Source organism: Enterococcus sp. DIV0802b, assembly GCF_050543535.1.
Classification (GTDB): domain Bacteria; phylum Bacillota; class Bacilli; order Lactobacillales; family Enterococcaceae; genus Enterococcus_D; species Enterococcus_D entomosocium.
Map to the genome: position 1 here is coordinate 75,119 of NZ_CP172941.1, position 23,506 is coordinate 98,624.

The window sequence follows — 23,506 nt, forward strand, 5'->3', positions numbered from 1 at the left end:
ACTTGTCATTACATTCGATTACGATATAATGTTCTTACAGAGTAATTACAAAAACAGAGAGAGGAGTGCAACGATGATTACGAAAACAAGAAAACAAGGGAATTCCATTATGTTGACGGTGCCCAAAGACTTTGGTATTCCCAATGGTGTGGAAGTAGAAGCAAAGCTCGTAGAAAATGGAATCTTGTATGAATTTATTGAACCGGTAAAACCATTCGATGATTTCAGTGAAGATATCTTGACTGATATTATTAATGAGGGATACGAACACGAAGATATTTTATCCGAATTTAAAGCGCGTAAGAGTAAGCTGATTTCTTCATTTAAGACAATTGCAAAGGATACTGCTACCGACGGGAAAGCAATGACCAAAGAGGAGTTGGCAACTGAAATTGGCTTATGAGGGGATTCCATCTAGACAAGTAGTGAATTATTTAAAAAAGTTGAAGGAGAAACCGCTGAAACAAAAGTTTCTTCATGTCATTTATGATGAAATAGCTGTCGAACCGTATAGCGGCGATCAAAAAACAGGCGATTTAGCTGAAATCTGGTCGAAGGGTTTTAAGTATGCAGGGACAACCTATCGTATTGCTTATGATGTGATCGATGACCAAGTGATTCCAGTCTTGTTATGTGGCACCCATGAAAATTTTTATGAATAGTTAAAGCAGTTAATGAAATAACTGGGGACCTGAATCGAAGAGTTGCGCGTAGGCGGACTCTTTTTTTGATTTCTATTAAAAAGTACAATAAGTGAAAGGTTCTAAGAAATGGATGCCTATGCTAAGATAGAAGAAACCGGCAGCGTAAATAAGCAAGTGAGGTGGTCGCTATGAAAACGACAAGTCAAGTATACATTCGTTTAAATGAACATCTATTTAAATGCAAAAAATACGATTTGAATTTTTTGATAACAAAACTTTTAATTGAGCGAATCGATGAATTTCCTGCGATCTATATTGAAGAAATCGCCTATGCTGCACAGACGACCCCTGCCAGTATCACTAAATTTTGTAAGAAACTTGGTTATGCTAGTTTTAAAGAAATGCGTAATGACCTCACGATTTATTTTGAACAAGAATACCATTTAGCAAATACGATGTTTGAAGGGATGCTAGCGAATCTCGATACAAAGAGTAAAGTATCTGAAATGGTTGACCAATTTTTAGCCCGAGAGTACATGGTCCAAAAACAGATTTTTGACCAATTTGATCAACACCAATGCACACGGATCGCAGAAGAAATGAAACGAAAAAAACGAGTGGCGATCTTGGGTAACAGCTATTCTTTTTCGGTTGTTAATCTCCTGCGGGAACTGCTTAGTCAAATGGGCTATATCGTTTTTGAAGTAAACCGTAATGCGGAAGATCAGCTGATTGATCAAGTATTGCGGGAAACAGATATTTGTTTTGTGATCAATCTAACCGGCAGCTGGATCGATAAAAAGGCCTATTTGCTTGAAAAAACGGCCTGTCAGAAAGTTTTATTGACGTTCAGCGAGCAAGCCGCTCAAAGTAATCTCTTTGAAGAGCGTGTCTTGTTTAAAGAGGTCGTTCCATTGATGTCATCGAATTATTACTCGCAAAAAGTGCTTCATCTATGGATGATTTTTATGATTATGAATATGAGAAAAGAGTAAACGTAAAAAGCTATTTTCCATTTTTGGAAAATAGCTTTTATTGTTTCCTTATGAGAAAGCGCTTATATTCAAGTTAAGATATATCTTAAAAAACTTAGGAGGATTTACTGATGGATAAATTAATGCAATTTATTGAAACCAAAGTGATGCCGCCAATGATGAAACTTTCTAATCAACGTCACTTGAGTGCTGTTCGCGATGGATTGATCGCAACGATTCCAATCACAGTGATCGGATCGATCTTTTTATTGATACCGTACATTCCATGGCCTCAATCCTATGTATCGTTTATGGGCAATCATCCCGACTTAGTGGCAAAACTGATCATTCCCTTCAATATGAGTATGGGACTGCTTTCGATCTATGCAGCTTTTGGCATCGGCGCACGATTAGCGCAAAGCTACCAACTGGATAGTTTGGCAGGGGGCGTTTCTGCAATTTTTACCTTTTTTACTACATTGACCTTCACTTCTTTAGATGAAGGAACGTTTATCTCTACGCAATATCTTGGAGGAGAAGGCATGTTCGCCAGTATTTTGACCGCTATATTAGCAGTCGAGTGCATGCGCCTTTGTAAAAAATACAATATCGGGTTTAAACTGCCAGAGCAAGTCCCTACGAATGTCAGCAGCAGTTTTGAAGTGATTATTCCCGTGTTTTTTTCAATGACGATCGTTTGGATCATTGTTCACTTGATTGGCTTTGACATCAATGCCCTGATTGCAAGTTTGATCACACCCTTATTAAGTGTTTCTTCCAACTCGTTAGCAGCACCCTTGGTCTATGTAGGATTGACTTGTATCATGTGGCTATTCGGGATTCATCCGCAAATATTAGCGACGGTGATGTTGCCGATCTGGCTAGTCAATTCTGAAGCAAATATGGCAGCAGCACAAGCCGGACAAGCGATTCCTAATCTGGGGGTACAGCCGTTTATCTTTACTTTCTTATGGATCGGTGGTGGCGGAGGAACCTTAGCACTTTGCGCAATGATGTGTTTCTCCAAATCAAAATTTTTAAAACAGCTTGGTCGTCTCAGCTTTATTCCTGGGGTCTTCAACATCAATGAGCCGTTGTTGTTTGGGTTGCCGATCGTTTTAAATCCAGCACTGGCGATTCCCTTTGTCGTGGCACCAATCGTGACCACTTTCGTGACCTATTTCGCGTTTGTGTCCAATCTTGTTCCCGGAATGGCGTATCCATTAGCGGCTGTGTGGACGGTTCCGAGTATTTTTTCAGCAGTGATCGCAACAGCCAGCATTCGCGGTGCTGTCTTAGTTGTGGTGAATTTCTTGATTTATTTGGGTATTTATTATCCTTTCTTCAAGGCCTACGAGCGCAAATTAGTGCTTGAAGAAGGTCAAACCGAAGCATAAGTCTATGAGATGAGCAATCAAATTTTTAGAAGAGGAGCAATGACATGAAGAAAAATAAGAAGCAATTTCCTGCCGATTTTTATTGGGGAGGTGCAGTTGCCGCAAATCAATTAGAAGGGGCCTATCTTGAAGGGGGAAAAGGCTGGAGCGTGGCAGACATCAATCGCTTTCGTAATGATATCGATATAAAAAAGAAAAGCAACAAAGAAATAACGACGGCAGACGTTGAATTTGCTTTAAATGATCAAGAAGGGCGTTACCCTAAACGGGATGGGATCGATTTTTACCATACATTTCGTGAGGATCTGGCACTCTTGGCAGAAACAGGCATGAATTCGTTTCGAACATCTATTAGCTGGGCGAGAATTTTTCCAAAGGGAGACGAACAAACGCCCAACGAAGAAGGGTTGCGCTTTTATGACGAATTGATCGATTGTATCTTTGAAAACGGCATGGAACCCTTGATCACCTTGTCTCATTATGAAATGCCGATCCATTTAGCGATGGCTTATGACGGCTGGTCAAATCGAAAACTGATTGATTTCTTTGTTCATTTTGCGCAAGTCGTATTCAAGCGTTACCAAGGAAAAGTCAAATATTGGATCTTAGTCAATCAAATGAACTTGATTACCCATGAATCGTTTAACCACCTTGGTATTCCCGCTGACCGAGTAGACAATCTGAAGCAAGCTAAGTACCAAGGGGTTCACAATGAATTGGTAGCATGTGCGAGAGCGATCAAAGTAGGGAAAGAAATTGATCCTTCTTTTCAAATTGGGATGATGTCTTATTATGGCAATGTTTATCCAGCTACTTGTAAACCGTTGGATGTTCTGAGTGCTCTCAAAAATAATCAAATGGAATATTATTATTCAGATGTACTTGCGCGGGGAACTTATCCGAATTATGCCTATCGCTTTTTTGAAGAAAACGGCATCGAGATTCAATTTGGGGAAAACGATGAAGCGGACTTCAAGCATACGGTCGATTTTGTTTCTTTCTCCTATTACTACACGCGGATCATTCATAGTGAAAACTACGGGAAAGAAGACGCAGCTTCGCCTAACCCTTATTTAGAAGCCAATGACTGGGGCTGGGCGATTGATCCAATTGGGTTACGGATTGCTTTGAATGAGTATTATGATCGGTACCAATTGCCGATCATGATCACAGAAAATGGTATGGGTTTTTATGAGACATTGAATGAAGAAGGAACGATCGATGATACGTATCGCATTGATTTTCTGAAACAGCACATTGAACAAATGAAAGAAGCAATCTATGATGGCGTAGAACTGATCGGCTACTATCCTTGGGGACCGATCGATCTTGTTAGCTGCTCCTCATCAGAAATGAGCAAGCGGTATGGGTTCATTTACGTGGATCTAGATGATTGGGGCAATGGTTCAGGAAAACGGTACAAAAAAGCCAGCTTTGACTGGTATAAGAAAGTGACGGCTTCTAACGGAGAAGTCCTCGATTAAAAAAAGCGGCAACGACGAAGCAGAAGCTTGATCGTTGCCGCTTTTTTTATAAGAGAGTCAGAAAAGGGAGCCGGCGTCATTAGCGTAACCGTTTCTGATAAAGCATTCGTGCCAAGAACCAGCTCACGACTACGATACCGCCGCACCAGCTAAAGGCACTGATCAAGGTGGTATCTTTCAAGTTTAACAAAAGCCCTCGCAAAGAATGGATGATCGGCGACATTGGTTGGTATTCAGCAAAAATGGCTAACGGGCGCGGCATGGTTTCCGTAGGGACGAAACCAGAGCTTAAGTAGGGCAACAGGGTGATCAAGACAGTAAACAAGGTAGCTGTCTCGGGGCTTTTGGCGATGAGACCAACCAGAACTGAGACCCAAGTAAAAGCGAAGGTGAAGCAAAAGATCAATAGGAAGGCGAGCCCCCAGCCAGCAACTGTGGCTTGAGGGCGAAAACCGATGACCATGGCAACGATCAATACGACCAAGGTACTGATCAAGCTCCGAAGGGTCGCGGCGAAGACATGGCCGTTTAAAAAGGCTGAGTTAGAAATATTCAAGGTCATCAGCCGTTCCACCATGCCGGATTTCAAATCTTCCGTCACCGTTACCCCAACGGAGGAAGCACTTTGGGCGATACATTGGACGAGGACACCGGGAACGACAAAATCGACATAAGAGGTATCACCGACGTTCATAGCGCCACCAAAAACATAGACAAAGAGGATCATTAAAATCGCTGGGGTCAAAATTCCACTTAGCAGAGTCTCCATACTGCGAATCGATAGCAAGAGGTTGCGTTTGAATAAGGTGTTGGTTTCTATAATTGCTTTCATTGGTTTCCTCCTTGGACAAGTGTTAGAAAAATATCTTCTAAAGAAGCATTCTTTTGATTAAAACTGGTGATGGTGATCGGTAGTTGATTGAGTTCCTGCAACAGCGTGAAGGAATGCTGGAAGTCTTGACTGACGGGAAATGCCAGAGAGAGACTGGACTCATTGACTTGCAGCGGAAAATCAGACAGATGCTGACGCACGGTTTGCAAGTGTTCTTTTGTCAATACGCTGATTTCCATCGTTTGCGAAGGGTGCAGTGCTTTAACTTCCGTTGGTGTTCCTTGCAAGATGATTTTCCCTTCATGCAAAATGGCGACTTGGTCTGCTAAAAATTCAGCTTCTTCTAGGTATTGGGTCGTCAGGAAAATCGTTCGTCCTTGAGCGGCGATCTCTTTGATCATGTGCCATGTGGCTAAGCGGTTTTGCGGGTCTAACCCGGTCGTCGGTTCATCTAAAAAGAGCAGGTCAGGTTCGCCGATAAAACTCATGGCGATGTCTAAGCGCCGTCGCATGCCACCAGAATAATTTTTGACGAGTCTGTTGCTGGCATCCACCAAATCAAAACGCTCTAACAACTGTTGGACGATCAACTGTTTGTTTTTGACATGGCGCAAGGCAGCAATCATCAGCAAGTTTTCTCGTCCGGTTAGTTCTTGATCGACGGCGGAAAATTGCCCCGTCAGACTGATTTTTTCGCGAATCGCTGCTGGATCTTTAGTCAAGTTGATCCCGTCGATCAGCGCGGTTCCTTGATCAAAAGGCAGGATAGTGGACAAAATTTTGACTAAAGTGGTTTTTCCAGCGCCGTTTGATCCTAGTAAGACAAATACTTCGCCAGGAGTGACGTCAAAAGTAACCTCTTTCAAAACGGTTTTGTCTTTGAAACTTTTTTGTAAATGTTTCACGTGAAGCATTTTCTTTTTTACATGGGTATCCATAGCTTTTCCCTCGTTTCTATAAGATAATTCAACTATAAAGGCTCTTCGGGAAAAGCAACTGCTTATTTCAATATATTGAAAAAGAAGGTGAAGAAATGAACAATTATGGTGCGACAGTGAAAGAGCTTCGCAAAAGCAAAGGCTTACTATTGAAGGAATTAGTGGACGAACAATTGTCGATGTCTTTGTTATCGCAATTTGAAAATGGCAAAACGACGATTTCCTGCGAACGATTTCATCGTTTGCTAGATAAACTAGAAGTGAGTTTTGCCGAATTTCAACTGCTGCATACGGGGGAGCATCATTCGGAGGCTCAAAAGCTAATGGTCGACTATGTCCGTTCGATGGGGATCGAATCTATTGATGAAGTACCTAAACTAAAAAAGAAATATCAAAAGCTGACCGCCTACTTTCAACGACATTACTCCTTGGAGCTGGACCACTTCTTACAACTGATCCGTTTTGACTACTTGATGAAAGAGGAGCTTTTTAAAGGGGTGCCCATCCAGGAGGCGTACCCGAAACACAATTATTGTTTGGACTCTGCAAAACATTACTTGCTGAATACCGATACATGGGGTGTTTATGAGCTGCGGCTATTTGCCCGCGTAGCAGTTTCGATGGAGCCAGCTTTGCTTTGGCGTTGTTTGACGATCGCCATCAAAAAGAGTCAGCGCTTTGCAAAAATCCCCGGCAACAAAGATATTCTATACAACACGTTTGAGACGGTGTTTTCCGTCTTTGCTGTTTTTGATGAGGTGGATTATGCGGAAAAGACCTTTCATTTATGGCGAGATCATGTTTATGAAAAAGAACACATTGAGCAAGCGATCTTTATGCCGTTTTTTGAAGGCTGGACATGTCTATTAAAACAAAACAAGCCAAAAGCGGCGGACTTAATGCAACAAACGTTAGATCAATTGGAAAGATTAGGGATGAAGACCACGTTTTCCATGTATCAGTCATTAAGCACGTTTGTTTTAAAGGAGGATTTCCCGGGAATTTTATTGAGTGATCCTTTGCTTTCTGAGGGAACTCGTTACGGGTGGGAAGAGCCCTAAAAAGCTATATTCCGCTGATGAAAGCGCCTTATGTTTAAGAATCGGAGAGGAAGTGATTAAAAATCAGTAAATGCAAGCAATTTGCTTCTTTTTTACTGATTAGAGGAGTATATTCGAAGTTGGAATTTTTCTTTCTTTAGAATTATTTTAATGCACTTTTTTATGAAATAGGAGGATGTAGGATGGATATTGTGACACTAGCGCGAATCCAGTTTGCGATGACGACGATTTTTCACTTTTTCTTTGTACCGTTTTCGATCGGAACTGGTGTCGTCGTTGCAATTATGGAGACATTTTATGTGATCAAAAAAGATGAAAAATATCGCCGGATGACGAAGTTTTGGGGAAATATTTTTCTATTAAGTTTTGCTGTCGGGGTCGTGACAGGGATCATTCAAGAATTTCAATTTGGGATGAACTGGTCAGACTATTCTCGTTTTGTCGGGGATATTTTTGGTGCGCCCTTGGCTTTGGAGGCTTTGTTGGCGTTCTTCTTAGAATCGACGTTCTTAGGACTGTGGATCTTTACATGGGATCGGGTCAGTCCGAAGCTGCACGCCACCTTTTTCTGGTTGGTGACGCTTGGTTCGATGCTATCGGCGTTTTGGATCTTAGCTGCCAATAGTTTTATGCAGCATCCAGTAGGGTATACCTTGAACAATGGCCGGGCAGAAATGACTGACTTCGGTGCTTTATTGGCAAATCCACAAGTGTGGTATGAGTTTTTACACGTGATCACCGCAGCCATCACGATGGGCGGGATCATTGTTGCTGGTTTATCAGCTTTTCGTCTATTGAAGAAAGACAAAGACATTGACCGCGATTTCTTCAAAAAATCAATGCGGATCGGTTTTGCGGTGGCATTGTTCGGCTCATTCACCGTCTTGCTAGCCGGGGATGAACAAATGAAATACTTGGTTGAAGAACAACCAATGAAATTTGCCGCAATGGAAGGAACTTATGAAGATACCGGGAGTCCTGCGGCTTGGACTGTCGTTGCTTGGGCGAATGAAGCGGAACATCACCAAGTCTTCGGTATTTCGATTCCATATATGTTGAGTATCTTAGCCTTCAATGAACCCTTCGGCTCAATCGATGGGATGGATACGGTCAATCAGCAATTGATTGAAACCTACGGCGACCGTAATTACTACCCGCCGGTCAACACACTCTTTTGGAGCTTTCGGATCATGGCTGGTTTTGGTGCCTTGATGCTGTTGGTTTCTGGTCTGGGGTTGTATTTTACGCGTAAGAAGAAACCATGGCTCTTTGAAAAACGCTGGTTACTTTGGGTAGTGGCAATCACTTTGTTCACCCCATTTATTGCCAATACAGCTGGTTGGCTGATCACGGAGTTAGGGCGTTACCCATGGACGGTTTACGGCTTGTTTACGATCGAAGATAGTGTGTCACCAAACGTTTCCGTGACCTCTCTCTTGATCTCAAATATCGTTTACTTCCTCTTATTCTCTGGCTTAGGCGGAACAATGGTCTATCTTGTGAAACGGGAAATGGATCATGGACCTGAAAAAGAAGCCTTTGGTGAAATCAGCCAAGGAGACAACCAAGATGGGTACGAAGACCCATTTGATAAGGAGGCGTTTGAAGGATGACCGGTCTGCAATTACTATGGTTCACGTTGATTGGGCTTTTATTTTCCGGATTCTTCTTCTTAGAAGGGTTTGACTTTGGTGTGGGGATGTCTGTGCAGACATTGGCTCACAATGAAGAGGAAAAAGACCAGATCGTTAAAACGATCGGGCCTGTCTGGGATGGCAATGAAGTGTGGCTATTGACCGCCGGCGGAGCGATGTTCGCCTCGTTTCCATACTGGTATGCTTCTTTGTTCAGCGGGTTTTATTTGATTTTGCTGTTGATCTTAGTTGGGTTGATCATTCGTGGTGTCTCCTTTGAGTTTCGAGCGAACTTCCCGAAAGAACACAAAAACATTTGGAACTGGACGTTGACGATCGGCAGTACGATCGTACCGTTTTTCTTCGGTCTGATGTTTGTCAGCATGATCCAAGGAATGCCTTTGGGTGAAGATGGCAACATGACCGCAACCTTTACGGATTATGTCAATCCCTTTTCAATCGTTGGCGGGATCGCGTTGACCTTGTTGTGCTACTTGCACGGATTAAACTATATCGCTTTGAAAACGGAAGGTCCGATTCGGGCACGGGCACGCAACTATGCAAGTATTTTTTATGGCATCCTATATGCAGGCTTAATCGTCTTTGCTGTGATGCTTTACTTCCAAACGGATTTCTTTGAGAATCATTTTGCGACAACGCTTGGTTTGTTGCTTGTGATCGTTGTACTGACACTGATTGCAAATATCGGCGTCTTTAAAGGCAAAGAAATGATGGCTTTCATTGCGAGCGGCTTGACGTTGATCGCTTTGGTGGCATTGATCTTCACAGGGTTATTCCCAAGAGTCTTGATCAGTTCGATCGATTCAAGCTATGACCTGTTGATCGCTGATGCGTCTTCAAGCCGCTACACATTGAAGATCATGAGTTATCTTTCACTGACGATCTTGCCTTTCGTCTTGGCCTATACGGCTTGGAGTTACTATATCTTCCGTAAGCGGATCAGTCATACGGAGGCGTTGGAGGGGTATAAATGATTGATAAACAAATCATGAAGCTCCCAGGAATGAAACAACTTTTAGGGCTGCTTGCGGGACTTTCGTTCCTGCAGGCGCTCTTCATTATTGGGCAGGCGTATGGATTGGCACGTGCCATCACTGGCTTATGGGAAGGACGACCATTAGAGGAACAGTGGGGCTGGATTCTGCTGTTCTTTTGTTCGTTTATCGCCCGGCAAGCCGTTATCTATTTCCGTTCCAAAAGACTCGATGATTACAGTTACCAGCAAGCTGCCGATCTGCGGGATCAATTATTGGAGAAATTGTTTCGTGTCGGTCCTCAGATCGCACAACAGCAAGGGACGGGAAATGTAACAACGATGGTCTTGGAAGGGATCAACCAAGTCGAAAACTACTTGAAATTGATTCTTGCCAAAATCATGAATATGTCGATCATTCCTTGGGTCATTTTGGCACTCGTTTTTTATCTGGATTGGGAATCCGGCTTGGTCTTGCTGTTGGTGTTCCCCTTGATCATCATTTTTATGATCATCTTGGGCTATGCCGCCCAAAGCAAAGCGGAAAAACAATACCGGACGTTTCAATTATTGTCCAATCATTTCATCGATTCTTTGCGAGGGATCGACACGCTGAAATTGTTTGGGGTCAGTAAAAAATATGGCAAAAGTATCTTTGCTTCCAGCGAACGGTTTCGGAAAGCGACGATGGCTTCATTAAAAGTCGGTATTTTATCGACCTTCGCCTTAGACTTTTTCACGACCTTATCGATTGCCGTCGTGGCAGTCTTGCTAGGCTTGCGGCTGATCAATGAAGGGATCTTGCTGTTTCCGGCGTTAACTATCTTGATTTTAGCACCAGAATATTTCTTGCCAATCCGCGACTTTTCCAGTGATTATCATGCAACCTTAGACGGGAAAAATGCGATGACTGCGGTGACGGAGATCTTGCATCAGCCGGAAGCCCAAGTACCGGCAGTAACGGTGCCTCGTTGGCAGGAAGACGCCCAGTTAACGATTGATCAGCTGGCTTTTTCCTACGAGGAAAAAGCAGCTTTGAGGGATATCAACTTGAACGTGACTGGCTTCAAAAAGATCGGGATCATCGGTCTGAGCGGTTCTGGCAAGTCTACCTTGATCAATACTTTGAGTGGCTTTCTCGTGCCAGACAGTGGCGAGATCACTCTTGGAGGAGCCCAAACCACGGCCTTTCGCCAAGCAAGCTGGCAAGAACAGCTGATCTATATTCCGCAAAATCCTTATATCTATCGGTTGACCTTGCAGGAAAATGTCGCGTTTTATCAGCCGACAGCTACCAAAGAAGCCGTACTGAAAGCCATTGAAGTGGCAGGCTTGACTGAGCTTTTGGCAGAGCTGCCGCAAGGGTTGGACACGATGTTAGGAGAAGGGGAACGGCATCTAAGTGGTGGACAAGCCCAACGGATCGCTTTAGCCCGTGCCTTCTTAGATCAGCAACGAAAGATTCTTTTGTTTGATGAACCAACGGCACATTTGGATATTGAAACTGAAGTTGCCTTAAAGGAACGGATGCTGCCGCTGATGGAAAACCGGTTAGTCTTTTTTGCAACCCATCGCTTGCACTGGATGGAAGAAATGGATGAAATCATCGTGATGGATCAAGGAAGAATCGTGGAACAAGGCACCTTGACACAACTGCAGCAAAAGCAAGGTGCTTTTACAGAACTAGTCAATGGAATGAGGAGGGAACAGCTTGAATAAAATCGGCTTATTGCGCTCATTGAAAACCGATACCTGGGTCAAGCCTTTCTTGTCAAAATACAAAAACGTTTTGGCGTTGGCCTTATTCCTAGGCTTCTTGACCTTTTTCTGTGGCGGTGCACTGATGTTTAATTCGGGGTACCTGATCAGCCGCTCGGCATCGATCCCAGAAAACATTCTATTGGTTTACATCCCCATCGTACTGACCCGAGCGTTTGGGATCGGCCGTCCAGTCTTTCGCTATTTGGAACGGTTGACCAGTCATAGCTGGGTCTTGCGCATGACCTCTAATTTACGTTTGAAATTGTACAACGTAGTAGAAAAAGATGCGATCTTCTTTAAGCAAGCGCATCGCACGGGGGATATCTTGGGCTTATTGGCAGAAGATATCAACCATATTCAAAACCTGTATTTGCGGACGATCTTTCCTACCGTGATCGCTTGGATCTTGTATGCGTTCTTGATCATTGGACTCGGCTATTTTTCTTGGTGGTTTGCTTTGGTGATGCTGCTGCTATTAGGAACCATCGTCTTTGTCTTGCCACTTTGGTCGGTGATCATCAACGGCGCGCGGCAAGAAAAGCAAAAACATATGAAAAACAACTTGTATACGACACTGACGGATAATGTATTAGGGGTTTCTGATTGGGTCTTCTCTCAAAGAGGGAGCGAGTACGTGGCTGCCCATAAGGAACTGGAAACGCAGTTGCGGGCGGTGGATGAACAGATGCTGTCCTTTGATCGCCGGCGTGATTTTCTTTTACAAAGCATCTTTGGGGTGATCGCTGTCGCATTGCTGCTTTGGACCAGCATTCGCTTTCCAGGTAACCACGGAGGAGCAGCCAACTGGATCGCTGCCTTTGTCCTGTGTGTCTTTCCTTTAGTTGATGCATTTGCGCCATTACCGTCAGCTGCTCAAGAAACCAATCGGTACAAAGACTCCATCGATCGCTTCAATGCATTGCCAGAAGAAAATCGCCAAGAGGTCTCCATGGAGCAACCGTTAGTACCTGAAGTGACGGGCCTCGTGTCGATCACAGTCAAGGACTTGCATTTTCAGTATCCTGAAGGCAAAGAAGTGCTTCATGGGCTGGATCTAACGATTCCTGCACATCAAAAACTAGCGATCCTTGGCCGCAGCGGTTCTGGGAAAAGTACATTTGCCTCCTTGTTGCGAGGCGATCTGCAACCGACGCAAGGGGCGATCACCTTAAATGACGTGCCAGTGACGGCATTGAGTGAGTCAATCAGTGACTTGATCGGTGTCATCAATCAAAGTCCCTATCTTTTCCATACGACCGTCTTGAATAATATTCGGCTAGGCAATGAGTCGGCTTCGGAAGAAGAAGTCTGGCGCGTACTGGAGCAAGTCGGGTTGAAAGAAATGGTGGCAGCTTTGCCTAATGGTTTGGCGACGATGGTGGATGAAGCCGGCTTGCGTTTTTCTGGTGGAGAACGGCATCGTTTGGCATTGGCGCGAATCTTGCTAAAAGACACCCCAATCATCTTATTGGATGAGCCAACCGTCGGCTTAGACCCAATCACGGAGCAAGGCGTACTTGAAACCTTTTTCCAAGTGCTGGAGAACAAAACGATCATTTGGATCACCCACCACTTGCAAGGAATTTCGATGATGGATCGTGTGCTTTTTATTGAAGATGGTCAGTTGACCATGAGCGGAACACCTGCCGAATTGGCCGCAGAAAATAAACATTTTCAACACTTATTGGCCATTGACCAAGGACGACGATAAAAAAGAGCGTCCATCAATCAGTGATGGACGCTTTTCTTATCATTGCGCTATGGCTCAGTAATTGCGCTGCAAGAGCAGTTCAGTTAATGAACGAATTTTGGCCTTGCTAGGTGCTTCTGGCAGCAGATCGATGTCGTCTAAGGCTTTTTGCGTGTAGGTGACCGCGAAAGCGCGCGCTTTTTCGACACCGCCGTAACGGACGACAAGATCCGCAACTTCTTGGGCTTCTGCCAAGGAGAGTGCTGCTTTTTTATTCAAATAAGGAGCGAATGCTGCAGGTGCCTGTTCTTTGGCAAATAGCAGCGGCAAGGTATAGACCCCTTGCGCCAAATCTTCTAGAATCGGTTTTTTCAAGGTGCCGCTATCAGAGGTGTAGTCGAGAATATCGTCGAATACTTGAAAGGCGATCCCGATGTTGCGACCGATCTCACCAGCTCGTTCTTGGTTTTCTGTGTCGAGGCCGCCAAAATGAGCGCCTTCTAGACAAGCGAGCCAAAACAGTTCAGCGGTTTTGCCGTTGATGCTTTGCAGATAGTCGTCAATCGATTCATGGATGTTGTAGCGAGTGTGCATTTGATCAAGTTCACCTAAAAGGAGTCGTTTCATGGCTTGTGCGTTGGTTTTTAAAAACGGGGAGCCATTCATACTTTCGATCAAAAGCTCAAAAAATTGGGTGAACAGAAGATCACCCGTGTAGACCGCGATATCCTTGCCGTATTTGGCTTGAACAGTGATTTGACTGCGCCGCAGCGGCGAATCGTCAATAATGTCGTCATGGATCAAAGTGGCCATGTGTAAAATTTCTAGAGAAGCAGCAATTTTTGTTAATTGGTCGGTTTTTTTATAATGGGGATCGCCTAAGTCAGCAAATAAAAAAAAGAGCGCTGGCCGCAGCATTTTTCCACCTGAATAAGTAAAGTCGATCAAAACATCTTGTATCTCTTTGTTACGAACAGTAACGTGTTCTTCAATGATGGAACATACGGTTTTCAATCGTTGTTCGATCGTCGGATAATCGATCCAAAAGTCAAACATAGTATAACCCTTTCTAACAGTCATTCAGCCCTTATTCTAGCGTAAAGGGGCGTGATTGACTAGTTTAATGCACTCACTAAAGGAGGTGAAGTTGTGACGCTACCTGTATTTTTAGAACTTGTCGAATTTAAAGCAAAAACCGCCAGTATTTTGCCATTTTTTATTGGTGTCTGCTACAGCTGGTACAATTATCAAACGATTCATCTTGGCTATGTCTTGTTGTATTTCATTGCCATGCTGATCTTCAATATGGCGGTGGATATTTTAGATAACTACAACGATTACCATCATGCCACAGAAGGGCATGATTACAAAGAAAAAACCAATATCATTGGTCGGGAACAATTGTCTGTCAAATTGGTTTTTTGGTTGATGGTCTCCATGATCATCCTTTCCGCTGCCATGGGGATCGCCTTGGCAATGGTGGTTGGCTGGCCGCTCTTTTGGATGGGGCTGTATTGTTACCTAGTCGGGATCTTTTATTCCTCTGGTCCACGGCCGCTTTCTAGTTTGCCTTTAGGCGAGTTCTTTTCCGGCTTTACGATGGGCTTTATGATCTCATTGATCTGTGTCTATCTCAATGCCTATCAAACCTTTGAATGGAACATTGCCACGATTGGCAGTATTTTCTTGATCTCATTACCCAACACATTATGGATCGCCAACTTGATGCTGGCAAACAACATTTGTGATCTGGAAGAGGATGAAAAAAATGAGCGCTATACGCTGGTGCATTACCTTGGTAAAGCCCGTGCGTTGAAATTATTTATCGTGATGAACGTCTTGGCGTTTGTTGCGATCATTGCCTCAGTTGCTCTCAACATTGCGCCTTGGTCACTGGTTCTGACCTTTTTCGCGGCGCCCTTTGTCTGGCAACAGACAAAACGATTTATGCAAAAACAAATCAAAAGAGAGACCTTCATTTGTGCCGTTCGGATCCTTGCGGTCGGAGCATGCGTACAAGTGCTGTGTTTTGCGATTGGTTTGATTTTATAATTTTTACAGCAAAGAAAGGAAGTAAGGAAACATGAAGGAAGTTGTCATTTTAGGAGCAGGGTATGCTGGATTGCGAGCATTGCACGTACTGCAAGGAGCAAAAGAAGCGTTTCACATCACATTGATCGACAAAAACGATTATCATTATGAGGCAACCGATCTTCATGAAGTTGCGGCTGGTACGCAACCAAGAGACCGCATTTGCTATCCCATCAATGATGTCGTTCGTCCCCAAAAGACGAGCTTTGTTCAAAAGGAAGTTGCGTCGATCGATCGTAACCAGCAAGTGATCGTTTTTAAAGATCAGTCCACGTGCACGTATGATTATTTGATCGTGGCGTTAGGCTTTGAATCAGAATCATTTGGGATCCCTGGTGTCGAGGAGCATGCGTTGGAAATGGTGGATGTCGACTCCGCAGAAAACATCTATCATCATTTGTTGAAACAAATGAAGGCATACAAAGAAACACAAAATCCTGACTACCTAAAAATCGTTGTCTGCGGTGCTGGTTTTACCGGAATCGAATTGCTAGGTTCATTGGTGGAAAACCGTAAAACCTTTGCGAAAGCAGCAGGCGTCAAGCCAGAAGACATCAAACTGTATTGTGTCGAAGCAGTGACTCGTTTATTACCGATGTTTGATGAAAAACTATCGGATTATGGGATCAAAAATCTCGTTAAATGGGGCGTGAACTTCCTGACTGGTAAACCCATCAAATCAATCAAACCGGGTGTCGTTGTCTATCAAGATGATGCCGATACAGGAGCAACAGCTGAATTATCAGCCAAAACCATCGTTTGGACCACAGGCGTCAGCGGCAGCCATGTGATGGCTGAATCAGACTTTTCTGCTCGTCGTGGTCGTGTGATGGTCAATCAAGACCTAACAGACCCTGATCATAGTAACGTCTATGTTGTCGGTGATGTTTCAGCAGTCATGGACCCAGCGACCAATCGCCCGTATCCAACAACGGCTCAAATCGCTTTGAAGATGGGGCAGCATGCGGGTAAAAATATCTTACGTCAAATGAACGGGGAAAAACCAACAGATTTCCACTTTGAATCATTAGGTTCAGTGGCGTCTATCGGCAATACCCATGCCTTTGGCTTAGTAGGGAAAATGGGCATCAAAGGCTATCCCGCTTCCGTGGTGAAAAAAGCCATTATGGACCGTTCCTTGTACCAAACCGGTGGGGTCAAAGAAGTATTGGCGAAAGGCCGCTTCGACTTTTATCATTGAGCAATAGAGACAGCAGACTGCGAGGGTGACCTCGCAGTTTTTTTTTCAAAAAAAGCAGTGGCGGCATCCCGCAGACTACTTTTTTCTCCCAGAAACTGCTATGATAGCCAAAAGAAGAGGACAAAGGAGCAAGGACAATGGCAGAAGGTCAACGAGTGTTACAGGGAATGGGAACGGTGATCACGATTTGGGTGCAGCATGAAACCCCAGAAGTGATCTTAGAGGAAGCAGCGAAAAGAGCCGTGGCCTTTGAACAGCGTTTTAGTGCCAATGACCCTACGTCTGAGTTGATGCAGATCAATCAGCAGGCAGGACAAGGAGCGATCGCCGCCACACCGGAATTGGTTGAATTGATCGCACTAGGGAAAAACCATAGCTTGCCAAAAGATAGCTACTTAAATATTGCCATCGGTCCTTTAGTGCAGGAATGGCGAATCGGGTTTCAAGATGCCCATCTACCAACGCCTGAGAAAATCGCTGAACTGCTGCCAAAGACTGATCCCGCCAAGATCGTTTTGGATGAAACGCTGCAGACCGTCGGGTTAGCAGCCGGCATGAAGCTTGATCTAGGGGCTGTGGCAAAAGGATATTTTGCTGATTTGTTGATGGCGTATTTCAAGCAGGTCGGTGTCACAGCCGCTTTGATCGATCTTGGGGGCAATGTGGTGACTTACGGCGATGCCCCGAGCCATCAAGATGGCTGTTGGCGGATTGGGATCCAAAACCCTTTCTTGCCAAGAGGGAATTTTGTCGCCGCGTTGAAGGTACACAATCAGTCAGTCGTTACATCAGGGATCTATGAACGAACCTATCAGGTAGCGGGCAAGACCTATCATCATATCTTTGATCGAGAAACGGGCTATCCGTTAGAGTCAGCCATTGCCAGTGTCACGATTCTATCCGACAAATCGGTTGATGGAGAGATTTGGACGACCCGCTTATTCGGCAAAGAGCCACCAGCCATCTTGCAGGAGCTGGCGCCGTTAGAAGGGATCACTGGATTAGTCATTACCAAACAAGGTGAATTGATCTATCCGCAAGAATTAGCACGTTTGATCGAAACGCCAACAGCAGAATGAAAACAAGCAGCGACTACCTAGGAATATAGGTGATCGCTGCTTGTTTTTTTTGTAAAAAAAGAAAGTTAGACGTGGTGCAAAAAGGTCTCGATCAAGGCGGCTTCGCTGTTTGACAATGCCCGTTCGGCTTGGTGGGCAATAAAATAGGTGAGGGACAAGAGTTCCTCTGGCATTGGATAAAGATTAAAAGGGGTCGCGGTCGCTGCTTGTAGCACGCTTTCTGGTACGATCGCAATCCCAAGGTTGTTTTCTGCCAATGCCGCTGCTGTATAAATATTGCTGCTTTCTATGAGAACCGTCGCCTCTACTTTGTATTTTTGCAGCAATTGATCGATTTGGCGCCGAATCGCCGAGCCGCTGGCGGTCAAAATCAATGGACTTTGCAGCAAGTCTTTGACGGCCAATGAATCAGGCGCTAAATACCGCTTCTCTGGTTGATACAGGGAAGAACAAGGCGGAATGATCGCTAGATACCGTTCTTGATTGGTACTGTGGACCGTTAGATTCGGTGCGATCGTCTCAGGATTTTGTCCGATAAAAAAGTCTAGCTGCCCATTCAGCAGGCGTTTTTCATTGTGCTTCGGCAGGTCTTCCCGCAAGAAAAAATGTACGTTGGGATAGTGTTCATAATACGCGGGCAAAAAGAGCGGCAGCAGGTAAGTCCCAAGGCTTGGTAGGATGCCTAAGCGCAAAGAACGCTTCTCGGTCGCGGTATACCAAGACAGCCGACTTTTCAATTTGGCAGACTCTGTTTCCAAGGTTTCTAGATATTGATAATAGATTTTACCAGCTTCCGTCAGTTGAAAATGCCCCGGCTGCCGATTGATGATGGGGGTCCCCAGCTCTTGCTCGGCTCGTTTCACGGTTTGCGTCAAGTAAGGCTGTGAAATGTAGAGATCTTTGGCGGCTTTGGTGTAGTTGCTATGCTTTAACAAGGTATCGAGGTATTGCAGCATCAGATGGGAATCTTTAAGTGCCATCGCGTTGTCCTCCTAGTCATTTTTCTCATTATAACAAATTTGTTATCGATGGATAATTAAATAAATATTTCACAAATAAAGATTTCAGCCGTACACTTAATGGGTACTTGGGGAAGATTTTTTTTGTTTAGGAAGAAGCCTTTCATCTCAGTAGGTCGTAAAAAACAACTTGAGAAACGATTGAAAAAAGAAATCAAAGCCAATAGTCAAAAACTTTTTATTTTTTGATAAATGTTAAATTATTCACAATTAGGAGAGATGATAATGAAATTGATTGGAATCGTAGGAACCAACTCGACGCGTTCGACCAACCGTCGCTTACTGCAATTTATTCAAAGCCATTTTAGTGACCAAGCGGAGATCGAACTTTGCGAAATCAGTGATCTGCCGGCATTTAATGAACCAGAAGATCGGACGGCACCAGCGGCAGTCCAAGCCTTGTCAGAGAAGATCGAAGCAGCAGATGGGGTAATCATCAGTACACCAGAATACGACCACTCGATCCCAGCGGTGTTAAAAAGCATGATCGAATGGCTTTCTTATACGACGCGGCCTTTGATCGATAAACCAGTGATGATCACGGGTGCTTCTCTTGGTGCATTAGGTTCATCGAGAGCCCAAGCCCACTTGCGTCAGATCTTAGATGCGCCTGAAGTAAAAGCCCGAATCATGCCGAGTGCGGAATTTTTGTTAGGGCATTCCATGCAAGCCTTCGATGAACAAGGAAACTTGATCGATAACGAAAAAGTTGCCGAACTAGAAGACTGTTTCAATGAATTTGTCTTGTTCGTCGAAATCACGAACCGTCTGGTCAGTGAATATTCAACGGCTAAAGAACGAGCAAAGAAATTTTCGTGGGAACAAGCATAAGAAAGAGAGGAACTAGTCATGAAATTTGTCGGCCTAATCGGAACGAACGCCAAAAAATCGACCAATCGCCAATTAGTAGCGTTTATGCAGCGAGAATTTGCTGCCCTAGCAGAAATTGAACTGCTGGAAATCAAGGATGTTCCAATGTTCAATGAAACACAAGATCAAACCAATAGTGAAGTGATCCAACGGTTAAATAGCAAGATTTTAGCAGCCGATGGGGTGATCATTGCGACACCAGAGCATAACCATTCGATTCCTTCCGCATTGAAAAGCGTCTTGGAATGGCTCTCCTTCAATCTCCATCCCTTTGATGGCAAACCAGTGATGATCGTCGGCGCATCCTACGATGTGCAAGGCTCCTCCCGAGCACAGCTTCATTTGCGCCAAATCCTTGACGCTCCAGGTGTCAATGCGACAGTCATGCCAGGAAATGAGTTCTTGTTGGGACGTGCGCATCAAGCCTTTGATGAACAAGGCAATTTAAAAGATCAACGAACGATCGACTTTTTGGAAAGCTGTTTCCGCAAGTTCGTTCGGTTTACGGAAGTCGCTAATTTGTTGAACGTACCAGAAGAAGTCGTTTATGAGCCTGGCGAATATACCGTCACAGCACCAGGACATAACGGGGATCTACCAATGGTCGTCAAATTGAGCGAAGAACGGATCGAAGCCATCGATATCGATACGTCTGGTGAATCAGAAGGGATCGCTGATGTCGTTTTCGTACGGATCCCTCAAGAGATCATTGAAGGGCAAACCTTAAATGTCGATGCGATCTCTGGTGCTTCGGTTACTAGTAACGGTGTCGTCGATGGGGTAGCAAAAGCCGTGAAAATGGCTGGTGCGAACCCAGATGTCTTGCGCAAACGTCCAAAAGCCGCCAGTGCTTTGCAAACAGAAGATGAAACGTATACTACCGACGTCGTTGTCGTAGGTGGCGGCGGCGCAGGTCTGAGTGCAGCTGCCAGTGTGCTGCAAGCCAATAAAGACGTGATCTTAGTAGAAAAATTCCCAGCGATCGGCGGCAATACCGTACGTACTGGCGGACCGATGAATGCTGCGGATCCAAAATGGCAAAACGGCTTCTCCGCATTGCCTGGCGAACGCAGTGCTTTAGAAGAAGTGCTGACGATCGATGAACAAGACATCGATGCAGAATACTTGCCAGACTTCAAAGCTTTGAAGGCACAAATCACTGCGTATCTTTCAGAAACGACGCCAGAAAAAGAATACTTGTTTGATTCTGCTTTGTGGCATCGAATCCAAACTTATCTAGGCGGAAAACGCAAAGATTTGAATGGGCAACCGATCTATGGGAAGTACGAGCTAGTGAAAATCTTGACGGATCAAGCATTGGCCTCAGTGAAATGGTTAGAAGAAATCGGCGTAGAATTTGATATGAACAATGTCGATATGCCAGTAGGAGCGAAATGGCGCCGTGGGCATAAACCAGTCAAAAACGAAGGGTATGCCTTTGTATCGGCTTTGCATCAATTCGTGAAAGAACATGGCGGAACGATCTTAACCGATACGCCTGTCAAAGAATTATTGATCGAAGATGGTAAGGTTACTGGAATCATCGGGGAAGGCCGTAACGGTCAAAAAATCACAATCCATGCCAAAGCAGTGATTTTGGCTTCCGGCGGGTTCGGAGCGAACACCAAAATGTTGAAACAATACAATACCTATTGGACAGAGATCGAAGACGATATCAAAACGTCAAATTCACCAGCGATCACTGGTGACGGGATCAAACTAGGGGAAAGTGCTGGCGCGGACCTTGTTGGCATGGGCTTTTCACAAATGATGCCCGTATCTGATCCGAACACAGGGGCTTTATTCAGTGGGCTGCAAGTGCCGCCAGCTAACTTTGTGATGGTCAATCAAAAGGGTGAGCGCTTTGTTAATGAGTACGAAAGCCGCGATGTATTGACCCAAGCGGCGATCGATAATGGCGGATTGTTCTATTTGATCGCGGATGAAGAGATCAAGAAAACCGCTTATAACACGAGCCAAGAAAAAATCGATAAGCAAGTAGCTGCTGGTACGCTGTTCCGCAGTGAGACCTTGGCTGGCCTGGCAGAGCAGATCAATGTCGATCCAACCGTCTTAGAAGCGACCGTTGCGAAATACAACAGCTATGTGGATGCTGGGAAAGACCCAGAGTTTGGCAAAGATGTTTTCGACTTGAAAGTGGAAAAAGCGCCTTTCTATGCCACACCAAGAAAACCAGCGGTTCACCACACGATGGGAGGATTGAAGATCGATCCGCAAACCCATGTGTTGACGAAGGAAGATCAAATCATTGAAGGACTATATGCAGCAGGAGAAGTTGCTGGGGGGATCCATGCCGGCAATCGCTTAGGCGGCAATTCGTTGACAGACATCTTTACTTTTGGCCGGATTGCTGGAAAGACAGCAGTCGCAGAACATCTCGAATAAAAAGCCTTGCGCGTTGTGACTCGTCACGCGCGCTAGCTTTTGAAAAAACATGTGAATAAAGTAACATGCTTAAAACAAAGGAGAGAAAAAATGGAAACAAAAATCAATCGCTGGCTGATTCTGATCGCTTCGACCGCAGTGTTGCTGTGTACGGGCGCTGTTTACGCCTTTAGTGTTTTTGCAGGACCTCTTAGTCAATTAAAAGGTTGGTCCATGGAAGAAATCATGCTAGCCTTTACCATCAATGCCGCAGTTGGCCCGATTACCATGATTTTGGGTGGTTTGCTGACAGACCGAGGAGCCGCTAGATGGGTCATCGCTGGTGGAGGCGTGTTGTTCGGAGCGGGTTTCTTCCTGACGGGTTTGGTCAACTCACCCGCTATGCTGTACCTGACTTATGGAGTCTTTGCTGGTTTAGGGCAAGGCTTTGCCTATTCGGCTTGTTTAAGCAATACGATTCGGTTATACCCGGATAAACGGGGACTGGCTTCGGGCTTGATCACAGCAGGTATGGGTGGGGCAGCGATTATTGCCGCACCGATTGCGAATCGTTTGATCGAATCACAAGATGTCTTAGCGGCGTTTCGGATTTTAGGAATTGCCTATATCGTGATCGTCTTGGTGGCTAGTCTATTTATTCGTAAAGCACCAGAAAATTACCGTCCAGCAGGTTGGCAACCAGCGGATCAAGGAAAAAATGGTCCTCAAATCAATCTAAATTGGTTGGACATGCTGAAGACACCAACTTTTTACTTGATTATTGTTATGTTAGGGGTAGGGGCTTTCTCAGGTTTGATGATTGCTTCCAACGCCTCAGTGATCGGGCAAAGTATGTTTGGTTTGACGGCCGCTGCCGCTGCCTTTTATGTCAGCTTGTACTCATTGAGCAACTGTTTTGGTCGTGTCCTTTGGGGCACCGTTTCTGATAAAATTGGTCGGACGAATACGTTGATGATTATCTATGGCGTGGTGGCATTGTCCTTATTCTTATTGACGCTTGGTCAAACAACTGTGATCTTCACTGTCGGGATCATCGGTTTAGGACTGTGCTTCGGGGGCGTGATGGGGGTTTTCCCATCGATCGTTATGGAAAATTACGGACCGATCAATCAAGGGGTCAACTATGGAATCGTCTTTATTGGTTATTCTACGGCGGCATTCTTTGGCCCCAGAGTGGCAGCAGCAATCGCAGAAAGTAACCAAGGAGATTATACAAAAGCCTTCTATACGGCAATTTTCTTAGCCGTTTTTGGGCTTGTTCTCAACATAGGCTATGCGGTGCTAAAAAAAGCCAAAAAGCCCGCACCTGTTATTAAATAACAATTCACCAAAAGTAGTCTTTTTGATAAAGGCTGCTTTTTTGGTGCTAAAACAACTCTTTTTTCTTTTTTTAGAACAGAGTATTGGCTGATGAAGCAAAAGAGAAAACTG

The 23,506-nt window shown here is 44.6% G+C and carries 20 protein-coding genes; 16 read left to right on the top strand and 4 right to left on the bottom strand.

Annotated elements, in window-relative coordinates; all coding sequences use genetic code 11:
* The first annotated feature begins 73 nt into the window (after positions 1–73).
* The 5 genes from IGJ12_RS00350 to IGJ12_RS00370 all read left to right on the top strand — a co-directional run bounded on the left by IGJ12_RS00350 (position 74) and on the right by IGJ12_RS00370 (position 4,499).
* Positions 74–403 carry an AbrB/MazE/SpoVT family DNA-binding domain-containing protein gene (locus tag IGJ12_RS00350; RefSeq protein WP_008376683.1) on the top strand — a complete coding sequence of 110 codons (330 nt, stop codon included), beginning with the start codon at positions 74–76 and terminating at the stop codon, positions 401–403.
* On the top strand, positions 393–662 hold the full coding sequence (locus tag IGJ12_RS00355; protein WP_429966886.1) for a type II toxin-antitoxin system RelE/ParE family toxin: 270 nt from the start codon (positions 393–395) through the stop codon (positions 660–662). The genes IGJ12_RS00350 and IGJ12_RS00355 overlap by 11 nt, the downstream gene beginning before the upstream one ends.
* A 170-nt stretch (positions 663–832) precedes the next feature.
* A complete protein-coding gene (locus IGJ12_RS00360) occupies positions 833–1,639 on the top strand; it encodes a MurR/RpiR family transcriptional regulator (RefSeq protein ID WP_008376679.1) in 807 nt (268 codons plus the stop codon).
* A 110-nt stretch (positions 1,640–1,749) separates the two neighbouring features.
* Positions 1,750–3,015, top strand: coding sequence for a PTS sugar transporter subunit IIC (locus IGJ12_RS00365; RefSeq protein ID WP_008376678.1), 1,266 nt, complete (start codon positions 1,750–1,752; stop codon positions 3,013–3,015).
* A gap of 44 nt (positions 3,016–3,059) precedes the next feature.
* Positions 3,060–4,499 carry a glycoside hydrolase family 1 protein gene (locus tag IGJ12_RS00370; protein WP_430619237.1) on the top strand — a complete coding sequence of 480 codons (1,440 nt, stop codon included), beginning with the start codon at positions 3,060–3,062 and terminating at the stop codon, positions 4,497–4,499.
* A gap of 79 nt (positions 4,500–4,578) precedes the next feature.
* Here the strand turns inward: IGJ12_RS00370 and IGJ12_RS00375 are convergent, their stop codons facing one another.
* Together IGJ12_RS00375 and IGJ12_RS00380 are read right to left on the bottom strand one after the other, a co-directional pair.
* A complete protein-coding gene (locus tag IGJ12_RS00375) occupies positions 4,579–5,331 on the bottom strand; it encodes an ABC transporter permease (protein ID WP_008376673.1) in 753 nt (250 codons plus the stop codon).
* The gene (locus tag IGJ12_RS00380) at positions 5,328–6,269 is read right to left on the bottom strand and encodes an ATP-binding cassette domain-containing protein (protein ID WP_430619238.1); all 942 of its coding nucleotides are present in this window, start codon (positions 6,267–6,269) and stop codon (positions 5,328–5,330) included. Before IGJ12_RS00380 ends, IGJ12_RS00375 begins: the two co-directional genes overlap by 4 nt.
* A 95-nt stretch (positions 6,270–6,364) precedes the next feature.
* Here IGJ12_RS00380 and IGJ12_RS00385 point away from each other — a divergent pair, with 95 nt between their 5' ends.
* The 5 genes from IGJ12_RS00385 to cydC all read left to right on the top strand — a co-directional run bounded on the left by IGJ12_RS00385 (position 6,365) and on the right by cydC (position 13,430).
* Positions 6,365–7,330 carry an Rgg/GadR/MutR family transcriptional regulator gene (locus tag IGJ12_RS00385; protein ID WP_061053539.1) on the top strand — a complete coding sequence of 322 codons (966 nt, stop codon included), beginning with the start codon at positions 6,365–6,367 and terminating at the stop codon, positions 7,328–7,330.
* A gap of 182 nt (positions 7,331–7,512) precedes the next feature.
* A complete protein-coding gene (locus tag IGJ12_RS00390; protein ID WP_430619239.1) occupies positions 7,513–8,943 on the top strand; it encodes a cytochrome ubiquinol oxidase subunit I in 1,431 nt (476 codons plus the stop codon).
* A complete protein-coding gene (gene cydB / locus IGJ12_RS00395; RefSeq protein ID WP_005232836.1) occupies positions 8,940–9,959 on the top strand; it encodes a cytochrome d ubiquinol oxidase subunit II in 1,020 nt (339 codons plus the stop codon). The genes IGJ12_RS00390 and cydB overlap by 4 nt, the downstream gene beginning before the upstream one ends.
* Positions 9,956–11,677: a thiol reductant ABC exporter subunit CydD gene (gene cydD / locus IGJ12_RS00400; protein ID WP_016611632.1), complete on the top strand. Its 1,722-nt coding sequence runs from the start codon at positions 9,956–9,958 to the stop codon at positions 11,675–11,677. Before cydB ends, cydD begins: the two co-directional genes overlap by 4 nt.
* Positions 11,670–13,430, top strand: coding sequence for a thiol reductant ABC exporter subunit CydC (gene cydC, locus IGJ12_RS00405; protein ID WP_005232834.1), 1,761 nt, complete (start codon positions 11,670–11,672; stop codon positions 13,428–13,430). Before cydD ends, cydC begins: the two co-directional genes overlap by 8 nt.
* A gap of 54 nt (positions 13,431–13,484) precedes the next feature.
* Here the strand turns inward: cydC and IGJ12_RS00410 are convergent, their stop codons facing one another.
* The gene (locus tag IGJ12_RS00410) at positions 13,485–14,465 is read right to left on the bottom strand and encodes a polyprenyl synthetase family protein (protein ID WP_429967570.1); all 981 of its coding nucleotides are present in this window, start codon (positions 14,463–14,465) and stop codon (positions 13,485–13,487) included.
* A gap of 93 nt (positions 14,466–14,558) precedes the next feature.
* Between IGJ12_RS00410 and IGJ12_RS00415 the strand changes: the two genes are divergently transcribed.
* The 3 genes from IGJ12_RS00415 (at position 14,559) to IGJ12_RS00425 (ending at position 17,780) form a co-directional block, all read left to right on the top strand.
* Entirely contained in the window at positions 14,559–15,461 is a 903-nt protein-coding gene (locus tag IGJ12_RS00415) for a prenyltransferase (RefSeq protein WP_086294333.1), read from the top strand.
* Positions 15,462–15,492: 31 nt separating this feature from the next.
* Complete coding sequence (locus tag IGJ12_RS00420; RefSeq protein ID WP_005232831.1) at positions 15,493–16,701, top strand: NAD(P)/FAD-dependent oxidoreductase; 1,209 nt, start codon at positions 15,493–15,495, stop codon at positions 16,699–16,701.
* Between the two features lie 137 nt (positions 16,702–16,838).
* Complete coding sequence (locus IGJ12_RS00425; protein WP_430619240.1) at positions 16,839–17,780, top strand: FAD:protein FMN transferase; 942 nt, start codon at positions 16,839–16,841, stop codon at positions 17,778–17,780.
* A 65-nt stretch (positions 17,781–17,845) separates the two neighbouring features.
* Here IGJ12_RS00425 and IGJ12_RS00430 read toward each other — a convergent pair whose 3' ends face one another.
* A complete protein-coding gene (locus IGJ12_RS00430) occupies positions 17,846–18,760 on the bottom strand; it encodes a LysR family transcriptional regulator (protein ID WP_430619241.1) in 915 nt (304 codons plus the stop codon).
* Between the two features lie 264 nt (positions 18,761–19,024).
* Here IGJ12_RS00430 and IGJ12_RS00435 point away from each other — a divergent pair, with 264 nt between their 5' ends.
* The 3 genes from IGJ12_RS00435 to IGJ12_RS00445 all read left to right on the top strand — a co-directional run bounded on the left by IGJ12_RS00435 (position 19,025) and on the right by IGJ12_RS00445 (position 23,395).
* On the top strand, positions 19,025–19,630 hold the full coding sequence (locus tag IGJ12_RS00435) for an NADPH-dependent FMN reductase (RefSeq protein WP_008376652.1): 606 nt from the start codon (positions 19,025–19,027) through the stop codon (positions 19,628–19,630).
* Positions 19,631–19,648: 18 nt separating this feature from the next.
* Entirely contained in the window at positions 19,649–22,075 is a 2,427-nt protein-coding gene (locus IGJ12_RS00440; RefSeq protein WP_194199388.1) for a flavocytochrome c, read from the top strand.
* Positions 22,076–22,165: 90 nt separating this feature from the next.
* Positions 22,166–23,395 carry an L-lactate MFS transporter gene (locus IGJ12_RS00445; RefSeq protein WP_430619242.1) on the top strand — a complete coding sequence of 410 codons (1,230 nt, stop codon included), beginning with the start codon at positions 22,166–22,168 and terminating at the stop codon, positions 23,393–23,395.
* Positions 23,396–23,506: the final 111 nt, after the last annotated feature.

What these genes read in the sequence shown, in the direction of transcription:
- IGJ12_RS00390 (WP_430619239.1), top strand. Translation starts at nt 7,513, where the DNA reads ATGGATATTGTGACACTAGCGCGAATCCAGTTTGCGATGACGACGATT.
- IGJ12_RS00360 (WP_008376679.1), top strand. Translation starts at nt 833, where the DNA reads ATGAAAACGACAAGTCAAGTATACATTCGTTTAAATGAACATCTATTT.
- cydD (WP_016611632.1), top strand. Translation starts at nt 9,956, where the DNA reads ATGATTGATAAACAAATCATGAAGCTCCCAGGAATGAAACAACTTTTA.
- IGJ12_RS00365 (WP_008376678.1), top strand. Translation starts at nt 1,750, where the DNA reads ATGGATAAATTAATGCAATTTATTGAAACCAAAGTGATGCCGCCAATG.
- IGJ12_RS00425 (WP_430619240.1), top strand. Translation starts at nt 16,839, where the DNA reads ATGGCAGAAGGTCAACGAGTGTTACAGGGAATGGGAACGGTGATCACG.
- IGJ12_RS00370 (WP_430619237.1), top strand. Translation starts at nt 3,060, where the DNA reads ATGAAGAAAAATAAGAAGCAATTTCCTGCCGATTTTTATTGGGGAGGT.
- IGJ12_RS00385 (WP_061053539.1), top strand. Translation starts at nt 6,365, where the DNA reads ATGAACAATTATGGTGCGACAGTGAAAGAGCTTCGCAAAAGCAAAGGC.
- IGJ12_RS00430 (WP_430619241.1), bottom strand. Translation starts at nt 18,760, where the DNA reads ATGGCACTTAAAGATTCCCATCTGATGCTGCAATACCTCGATACCTTG.
- cydB (WP_005232836.1), top strand. Translation starts at nt 8,940, where the DNA reads ATGACCGGTCTGCAATTACTATGGTTCACGTTGATTGGGCTTTTATTT.
- IGJ12_RS00445 (WP_430619242.1), top strand. Translation starts at nt 22,166, where the DNA reads ATGGAAACAAAAATCAATCGCTGGCTGATTCTGATCGCTTCGACCGCA.
- IGJ12_RS00410 (WP_429967570.1), bottom strand. Translation starts at nt 14,465, where the DNA reads ATGTTTGACTTTTGGATCGATTATCCGACGATCGAACAACGATTGAAA.
- IGJ12_RS00435 (WP_008376652.1), top strand. Translation starts at nt 19,025, where the DNA reads ATGAAATTGATTGGAATCGTAGGAACCAACTCGACGCGTTCGACCAAC.
- IGJ12_RS00350 (WP_008376683.1), top strand. Translation starts at nt 74, where the DNA reads ATGATTACGAAAACAAGAAAACAAGGGAATTCCATTATGTTGACGGTG.
- IGJ12_RS00375 (WP_008376673.1), bottom strand. Translation starts at nt 5,331, where the DNA reads ATGAAAGCAATTATAGAAACCAACACCTTATTCAAACGCAACCTCTTG.
- IGJ12_RS00380 (WP_430619238.1), bottom strand. Translation starts at nt 6,269, where the DNA reads ATGGATACCCATGTAAAAAAGAAAATGCTTCACGTGAAACATTTACAA.
- IGJ12_RS00440 (WP_194199388.1), top strand. Translation starts at nt 19,649, where the DNA reads ATGAAATTTGTCGGCCTAATCGGAACGAACGCCAAAAAATCGACCAAT.
- IGJ12_RS00420 (WP_005232831.1), top strand. Translation starts at nt 15,493, where the DNA reads ATGAAGGAAGTTGTCATTTTAGGAGCAGGGTATGCTGGATTGCGAGCA.